Origin of the sequence: Paraburkholderia sp. SEWSISQ10-3 4, from assembly GCF_030464785.1 — a bacterium.
Taxonomy (GTDB): domain Bacteria; phylum Pseudomonadota; class Gammaproteobacteria; order Burkholderiales; family Burkholderiaceae; genus Paraburkholderia; species Paraburkholderia aspalathi.
This window is the reverse complement of the sequence record NZ_JALPRI010000046.1, coordinates 1-8057: the sequence shown is the minus strand read 5'-3', so window position 1 is coordinate 8057 and position 8057 is coordinate 1. Positions and strand designations below refer to the sequence as shown.

Below are 8057 nucleotides of genomic sequence, written 5' to 3'. Positions count from 1 at the left end.
CCGCACAGGGGCAACACTAATAGACCACTAACAAAACAAGGAAAGGCCAAAGCCCTAATAACACGGCCAAATGCCGCCGCAAAAGGCAAAAAACCTAAACACTACAAGCAGCCCCACCAGAAGCAGCAATCTCCCGCGCGGCCTTAGCGCCCTCAACCTGTAATAGAGTCGGCAACGAAACCCCATTCTTAGCCGCAGTAACCTCAGCAAGAATAGAAACCGCAATCTCAGGCGGAGTCCGGCTGCCAATATAAATCCCAACCGGCCCATGCAGCCGGGCCAACTCGGTATCGTTCAGATCAAACTCCTTCAACCGCTCGCGCCGCGCCTGATTATTCCTTCTCGACCCCAACGCGCCCACATAAAAAGCCGGCGTCTTCAACGCCTCCATCAGCGCGAGATCATCCAGCTTAGGATCATGCGTCAGCGCAATCACCGCGCACCGCTCGTCGAGCTTCATGTCGATCACCGTATCGTCCGGCATCGTCCGCACAATCTTCGTGCCGGGAATACTCCACTCCTCGGTGTACTCCTCGCGCGGATCGCATACGGTCACCTGGTAATCGAGCCCAACCGCGATGTTGCACAGATAGCGCGACAACTGCCCCGCACCGATCACCAGCATCCGGTAACGCGGGCCGTGAATCGTCAGCAGACGCTCGCCGTCGAAATGCACGCCGTCGGTTGCCAGCGCCGCGTCGAGCCGTACCGCGCCCGTCACCATGTCGACTTCGCGCGCCACCAGGCGGCCGTCTTCCACCGCATGGCACAGATCGGCAATGCCGCTTTGTGGCGTCAAAGGCTCGAGCACCAACTGGATCGTGCCGCCGCAAGGCAGGCCGAAGCGATGCGCTTCTTCCGCGGTAATGCCGTACTTCACCGCCTCCGGGCGGGTCTGCTCAATACCCTTTTGCCGCACGCGGTCGATCAGGTCGTCTTCAATGCAGCCGCCCGAGACGGAACCCACCACAAGGCCATCGTCACGCACCGCGAGCATCGCGCCCTCGGGACGCGGCGACGAACCCCACGTCTTCACCACCGTCACCAGTAGCGCGCGATGTCCCTCTTCCAGCCAACGTGCGCTGGACTTCAGGACTTCGAGATCCACGCTGTCCATGATTTCTTCCTTTTCGTTCCGTCGCCGCCGGACTCAATGTCCGTGGCCTCATTCGATTCTGTATTCTGCGCCGCCGCGTCGGTTGCTGCAGCGTCGCCGACATCCGGGGCCGTCGCGCCGTCAGCGTCGCCGCCGACTTGCGCGCCGAAGCGCTTGAAAAATTCGCCCGCGATTTTACGTGCAGCGCCGTCGACCAGCCGTGAACCGATCTGGGCGAGCTTGCCGCCGACCTGTGCCGTCGCCGTGTACGAGAGCTTCGTCGCGGCGTCGCCCTCGGGTTCGAGCGTGACGCGCGTATTGCCCTTGCCGAAGCCCGCCGCGCCACCCTGACCTTCGAAAACGATGGTGTAGCTGTTCGGCGCCTCGATATCGGTCAGCAGCATACGCCCTTTGAAGCGCGCCTTCACCGGACCGACCGATGCGCTCAACACCACCGCATACGCGTTTTCGCCATCCGGGTCGATGCTCTCGCAGCCGGGAATGCACGCGCGCAAGATTTCGGTATCGTTTAGCGCATCCCACGCGCGCTGCTGGGAAACCGGCAGCGTATGGGTTTCACTTAATTCCATGGCGTTGCTCCTGCAGTTGTCGTCGCGGAGACGGTCGAACGAGGCGCGCGTGTGAGCTGCGCGAGGTCGCGGCCGAACGCCGTCAGACTGTCCAGATTATGAACCGGGCGATGTGCGTCGACGTACGGCAGAATCGCCTGCACGCCGCGCGCTTTCGGTGAAAAACCGCTGAAACGCAGCAGCGGATTGAGCCACACGATACGGTGTGCGAAGCGGCGCAAGCGGGCCATTTCGGTGTCGAGTACGTCGATCGCTTCGTGATCGAGGCCGTCGGTGACGAGCAGCACCGTGGCTCTGCCGGTCAGCACGCGACGTGCCCAGCGCCGGTTGAATTCGGCCAGCGCCGCGCCGATCCGCGTGCCACCCGACCAGTCGACTACCTGATCGGTGAGCGTCGCGATCGCCACGTCGGGATCGCGCTCGCGCAGCGCGCGGGTCGCGTTGGTCAGGCGCGTGCCGAAAAGGAACACCTGCAGGCGCTCACGCGATTGCAGAAGCGCGTGGCAAAAGTACAGCACCGCGCGGGAATAGCTGCTCATCGAGCCGGAGATATCGAGCAGCAGCACGAGCGGCGGTTTGCGTTCCACTACCGCGCGATACTTCCACACTGTCCAGTCGCCACCGGCGCGCACCGCTTGTCGTGCGCTCGCGCGCAAATCGGCATGCGTGCCGTGCGACGCGGCCTTCAGGCGGCGCGTCGGCTCGGTGGCAAGCGGCAGACGCTGGCCGCGAATCAGATGCCGCAACGTCCGCCATTCGTCAGCGGAAAGCGTTTCGAAATCGCGATGACGTAGCCGCTCTTCCGCACTGAAGGTAACGTGCGCGCGTAGTTCGTGTTGTTCGGTTTCCTGTGGCGCCTTGCTGTGCGGCGAGGGGGGCGTGCGTACGGCAAGCGCGTCGGCGAGACGGTTGTTGCGTTTGGGTGGCGGCAACCCATCGCGAACTTTCGGCAGTAGCAGCGCGCGCAGTTTGCCTTCCCAATCCGGGTCGCGCCAGAACAGATCGAAGGCGGCGTTGAAGAGGTCGCGTTCGTCCGGCGCGGAGACCAATAACGTGGCGAGTGCGGCGCGCACATCGTCGCGGCGGCCGAGGTCGATCCAGTGCAACGCGGCGAGTGCATCGACGGCTTGCGCCGGTGACATCGGCAAGCCCGCGCCGCGCAGCACGCGCACAAAGTGGACGACGTTGTGGGCGAGCGTGGGCGTATCGATCGGTGCGGCCGAGGCGCTCGAAGTATCGGCGAAGGTGGTCATCGCCGTTATCCCGGCGTCGCGAGACATTGCGCGATCTGCGCGGCGTCGATGCGCGCCAGATCGTCCTGATACTTGAGCAGCACACCCAGGGTGTTCTGTACGGACTGCGGATCGAGCTCCGTCACCGATAACGCTTCCAAAGCGCGGCACCAGTCGATCGTTTCGGCTATGCCGGGCGCCTTGAACAGATCCATGCCGCGCAGCCGATGTACGAAATCGACCGCGCGCCGCTGCAATTCAACCGATGTCTGCGGCGCGCGCGCGGCGACGATCTCCAGTTCACGGTCGCGCTCGGGATAGCCGATCCATTGATACAGGCAACGGCGTTTCAACGCGTCGTGCACTTCGCGCGTGCGGTTCGACGTCATCACGACGAGCGGTGGCTGTTCCGCGCGCACCGTGCCGTATTCGGGAATCGATACCTGGAAGTCCGACAGCAGTTCCAGCAGAAACGCCTCGAACGGTTCGTCGGCGCGGTCGATCTCATCGATCAGCAGTACACGCCGCGCACCGGGATGGTTTTCGTCGGGCATCAGCGCTTGCAGCAGCGGACGCTTCAACAGGAATTCGCTGCGATACAGCGTGTCGTTGCCGGGCCGCTCGCCGGCGGCTTCGGCGAGACGCAGCGCCATGATCTGGCGCGGGTAGTCCCATTCGTAGAGCGCGCTGGCGGTGTCGAGCCCTTCGTAGCATTGCAGCCGCAGCATCGAGGTGCCGAGCATCCCCGCCGCGGCTTTGGCGAGTTCGGTCTTGCCGACGCCCGGCTCGCCTTCGACGAACAACGGCCGCTCCATGCGCAGGGCGAGATACAACGCGGTCGCGAGTTCGCGGCTGGCGAAGTAGTTTTGGGCGGCGAGTTGCGCGAGAGTGTCGTCGATGGAAGCAGGCTGCATGGTGTTCCTGACTCTGCATGGTGAAGAGCAAAACGGCGCGCTCGTCCGTGTCACTCATACCGTCGGCGGAACGGAGCGAATGAACGCGAGCGTCGCGCCACACCGCGTGCGTGATCGAACACGGCTGACGTGCTCCGCCGAGACACGTCAGCCGCAAACTGCAAGGATCGCTAACCGTTCGCTTTCGTCACCGCTCGCCCGGCCGACACCGGGATCAGATGCGCGCGATATTCGGCGCTCGCGTGCATATCGGTGTTCAGGTCGGCGTCGGATACGGTTACCCCTCGCGCGGCCTCGGGCGTGAAATTCGCCGTCAGTGCGCTTTCCAGTTCCGGCACGCGAAATACCGAAGACGCCGCTCCTGTCACTGCGACACGCACGCCGCTCGCGAACTTCGCGACGAACACGCCGACCAGTGCAAAGTGCGACGCCGGGTTACGGAATTTCTCGTAAGCGGCGCGCTCGGGCACGGGAAACTCGACGGCCACGATCAACTCGTCGGGCGCCAGCGCGGTCTCATACATGCCGACGAAGAAATCGCTCGACGAGATTCGTCGCCGATCGGTGACGATGGTCGCGTCCAAGGCCATCGCAGCAGCCGGATAGCAGGCGGCCGGATCGTTGTTCGCGAGCGAACCGCCGATGGTGCCGAGCGCGCGCACCTGGCGATCGCCGATGTGCCCGGCGAGGTCCGCGAGCGCCGGCAGCACGCGCCGCAGCTCCGCATGGTCCGCGACGTCCGCATGGCAAACGGCGGCGCCGATCGTCACCTTGCCGGCATCGACGGTGATCGATTTGAGCGCGGGAATCCGCGTCACGTCGATCAGTTGCGACGGCTGCGCGAGCCGCAGACGCATGGTGGGCAACAGGCTCTGTCCGCCGGCGATGAACTTGGCGTCACTGTCGGCAGCGATGGCTGCGGCGGCCGCTTTGGGATCCGTCGCGCGTTGATACTCGAATGAATACATGTCGAATGCTCCGCTCAGGATCTTAGTGGGGTTGCTTGGCTGCGTGGATCGCGGACCACACGCGATGCGGCGTTGCCGGCATTTGCAGGTCGGTCACGCCGAGCGGCGCGAGTGCGTCGAGGATCGCGTTGATCACGGCCGGCGGCGAACCGATTGCGCCTGCCTCGCCGCAGCCTTTTACGCCGAGCGGATTGTGCGTGCACGGCGTGCCCTTCGCGGTTTCGACGGTGAAGTTCGGCAGATCGGACGCATGCGGCATCGCGTAGTCCATATAGGAGCCGGACAGCAACTGGCCGCTCTCGTTGTCGTACACGCAGCGCTCCAGCATCGCCTGCCCAATGCCCTGTGCCAGGCCGCCATGCACCTGGCCTTCGACAATCATCGGATTGATCACGTTGCCGAAATCGTCGACCGCGGTGAACTGCTGGATACGGCAGACACCGGTCTCCGGATCGACCTCGACTTCGCAGATGTACGAGCCCGCCGGATACGTGAAGTTGGTCGGATCGTAGAACGCGCTTTCTTCGAGACCCGGTTCGAGCACGTTGAGCGGATAGTTGTGCGGCACGTAGGCGGCGAGCGATATCTCGGCAAATGCTTTGGTGCGATCGGTGCCCGCGACGCGGAATACGCCATCCTTGAACTCGATGTCTTCGGCCGCGGCTTCCAGCAGATGAGCGGCGATTTTCTTCGCCTTGGCTTCGATCTTGTCGAGCGCCTTCATGATCGCCGAGCCGCCGACCGCGATCGAGCGCGAGCCGTACGTACCCATGCCGAACGGAATGCGGCCGGTGTCGCCGTGCACGATCTCCACGCTCTCCAGCGCAATGCCGAGCCGGTCCGCGACCACTTGCGCAAAGGTTGTCTCATGCCCCTGGCCGTGACTGTGGGAGCCGGTGAACACGGTGACCGAGCCGGTCGGATGCACCCGAATCTGGCCGACTTCGAAGAGCCCGGCGCGTGCGCCCAATGCTCCGGCGATGTTCGACGGCGCCAAACCGCAGGCTTCGATGTAGCACGAGTAGCCGAGACCGCGCAGCTTGCCGTTCTTTTCGGATTCCTGTTTGCGTGCCGGGAAGCCTTTCACGTCCGCTAGTTCGAGCGCACGGCTCAGCGTGGCCTCGTAGTCGCCGGTATCGTAGGTGAGGCCGACCGGCGTCGCGTACGGAAACTCGCGGATGAAGTTACGACGGCGGATTTCGGCCGGATCGATCTTCATCTCACGTGCGGCGGTTTCGACCAGACGCTCGACCACGTACGTTGCTTCCGGACGGCCGGCACCGCGGTAGGCGTCGACCGGGACGGTGTTGGTGAAGACCGCTTTCACCTCGGCGTAGATGGCGGGCGTCGCGTACTGACCGGCGAGCAGCGTCGCGTACAGGATGGTCGGCACGCTCGAGGCGAAGGTCGACAGATACGCGCCCATGTTGGCGATCGTGTGGATGCGCATCGCGAGGAACTTGCCGTCGGCGTCCATGGCCAATTCGGCTTTGGTCACGTGATCGCGGCCATGCGCGTCGGACACGAAGGCTTCCGAGCGCTCGGCGGTCCATTTGACCGGACGGCGAATCTTCTTTGATGCCCACGTCAGCGCGACGTCTTCGGCGTATAGAAAGATCTTCGACCCGAAGCCGCCGCCGACATCCGGCGCGATCACGCGCAGTTTCGATTCCGGCAGCGACAGCACGAACGCGGCCATCAACAGGCGTTCCACGTGCGGATTCTGGTTCGCGACGTAGAGCGTGTAGCTGTCGTCCTGCACCGAGTAGCTTGCGTTGACCGCGCGCGGTTCGATCGCGTTCGGGATCAGGCGGTTGTTGACGATGTCGAGCGTGGTGACGTGCGCGGCTTTCGCGAAGGCCGCGTCGGTCGCGGCTTTGTCGCCGTGGCCCCAGTTGTAGCAGACGTTGTCCGGCACTTCGTCGTGAACCGCGGCCTGGCCCGGATCGGACGCGTGCGCGGTGTCGACCACGGCCGGTAGCACGTCGTAATCGACCTCGATCAGTTCGGCGGCGTCTTTCGCGGCCTTGATCGAATCGGCGATGACGAGCGCGACCTGATCGCCGACGTGGCGCGCTTTCGTGTGCGCGATGATCGGATGCGGCGGCTCGTTCATCGGCTTGCCGTCGGTGCTGTGGATTAGCCAGCCGCACGGCAGTCCGCCGACGTTGTCCGCAGCCATGTCCGCGCCGGTGAAGATCGCGACGACGCCGGGCGATTGTTTGGCCGCGGTGGTGTCGATGCTGTTGATTTTTGCGTGTGCGTGCGGTGAGCGCAGGAATACTGCGTAGGTTTGCTGCGGCAGGACGATGTCGTCGGTGTACTGACCGTTGCCGGTGAGGAAACGATAGTCTTCCTTACGTTCGACGGAAGTACCGATGAGGTGGGTGTCGGGTGCGTTCATCGTCGGCTCCTCAGGCGGTGGCTGGCGCAGTGGCCGCGGCATTGGCGTTGGCCGTGCCGGCGGACTTCATGCCTTCGGCGCCTTCGAGCACTGCTTTGACGATGTTGTGATAGCCCGTACAGCGGCAGAGATTGCCGTCGAGCTGGGCGCGCACGTCGTCGCCGGTGAGATTGGGTTGGCGCTCGACGAGCGAGACCGCGCTCATCACCATGCCGGGCGTACAGAAACCGCACTGCAGGCCGTGGCAGTGTTTGAAGGCGGCTTGCATCGGGTGGAGGGCGCCGTCTTTGGCGAGTCCTTCGATGGTGGTGATGGTTGCGCCTTCGGCCTGGACCGCGAGGATGTTGCAGGATTTGACTGCGCGGCCGTTCAGGTGGACCGTGCATGCGCCGCACTGGGCGGTGTCGCAGCCGATGTGCGTTCCTGTTAAGCGAAGTTGATCGCGCAGGAACTGGACAAGCAGGGTGTTGGGGTCGATTGAGGCGCTGATGGGCGCGCCGTTCACCGTCAGACTGATGCTGATCGCCATGAAGTTGTCTCCTTATGGGGTGAAACCGGACCTTTGTTTTTTCCTGCTTTCAGCTGCCTGCTCGTGGGGTCCGATTAGGGTGCTGCGGGTTTACTTTTTTTATGGGTCTGCCGAAAAGTAAAGCACAAATTGGGTGGGGGCGCTATTGGGTTGTGTGCCTGCTCGGCGGGTTTTGGGGTGGTTTTTGCCCGTTCGGGTGGGGGATTGCCTGACGGCGCTGGTTTTGGGTTTTTTGCCTGCGTGGCGCTTTTGTCCGTGTTCCTGGGGCTTTGGCCTTTCCTTGATCTGGCTTTGGTGCCTTTCCTTGAATTGTTAGTGGTCTAT

The 8057-nt window shown here is 63.5% G+C and carries 7 protein-coding genes; all 7 read right to left on the bottom strand.

Annotated features, from left to right (window positions below; genetic code table 11):
* Nucleotides 1-94: 94 nt before the first annotated feature.
* The gene (locus M0D68_RS36550; RefSeq protein WP_256455719.1) at nucleotides 95-1117 is read right to left on the bottom strand and encodes an XdhC family protein; all 1023 of its coding nucleotides are present in this window, start codon (nucleotides 1115-1117) and stop codon (nucleotides 95-97) included.
* Entirely contained in the window at nucleotides 1090-1686 is a 597-nt protein-coding gene (locus M0D68_RS36545) for a CoxG family protein (protein WP_266226919.1), read from the bottom strand. The genes M0D68_RS36550 and M0D68_RS36545 overlap by 28 nt, the downstream gene beginning before the upstream one ends.
* Entirely contained in the window at nucleotides 1677-2939 is a 1263-nt protein-coding gene (locus M0D68_RS36540; protein ID WP_200651927.1) for a VWA domain-containing protein, read from the bottom strand. The genes M0D68_RS36545 and M0D68_RS36540 overlap by 10 nt, the downstream gene beginning before the upstream one ends.
* 5 nt (nucleotides 2940-2944) lie before the next feature.
* Nucleotides 2945-3832: a MoxR family ATPase gene (locus M0D68_RS36535; protein ID WP_054037965.1), complete on the bottom strand. Its 888-nt coding sequence runs from the start codon at nucleotides 3830-3832 to the stop codon at nucleotides 2945-2947.
* Nucleotides 3833-4002: 170 nt separating this feature from the next.
* The gene (locus M0D68_RS36530; protein WP_266226917.1) at nucleotides 4003-4800 is read right to left on the bottom strand and encodes a xanthine dehydrogenase family protein subunit M; all 798 of its coding nucleotides are present in this window, start codon (nucleotides 4798-4800) and stop codon (nucleotides 4003-4005) included.
* A gap of 22 nt (nucleotides 4801-4822) precedes the next feature.
* Nucleotides 4823-7204: a xanthine dehydrogenase family protein molybdopterin-binding subunit gene (locus M0D68_RS36525; RefSeq protein ID WP_266226915.1), complete on the bottom strand. Its 2382-nt coding sequence runs from the start codon at nucleotides 7202-7204 to the stop codon at nucleotides 4823-4825.
* Nucleotides 7205-7214: 10 nt separating this feature from the next.
* Complete coding sequence (locus M0D68_RS36520; RefSeq protein ID WP_093647821.1) at nucleotides 7215-7733, bottom strand: (2Fe-2S)-binding protein; 519 nt, start codon at nucleotides 7731-7733, stop codon at nucleotides 7215-7217.
* Nucleotides 7734-8057: the final 324 nt, after the last annotated feature.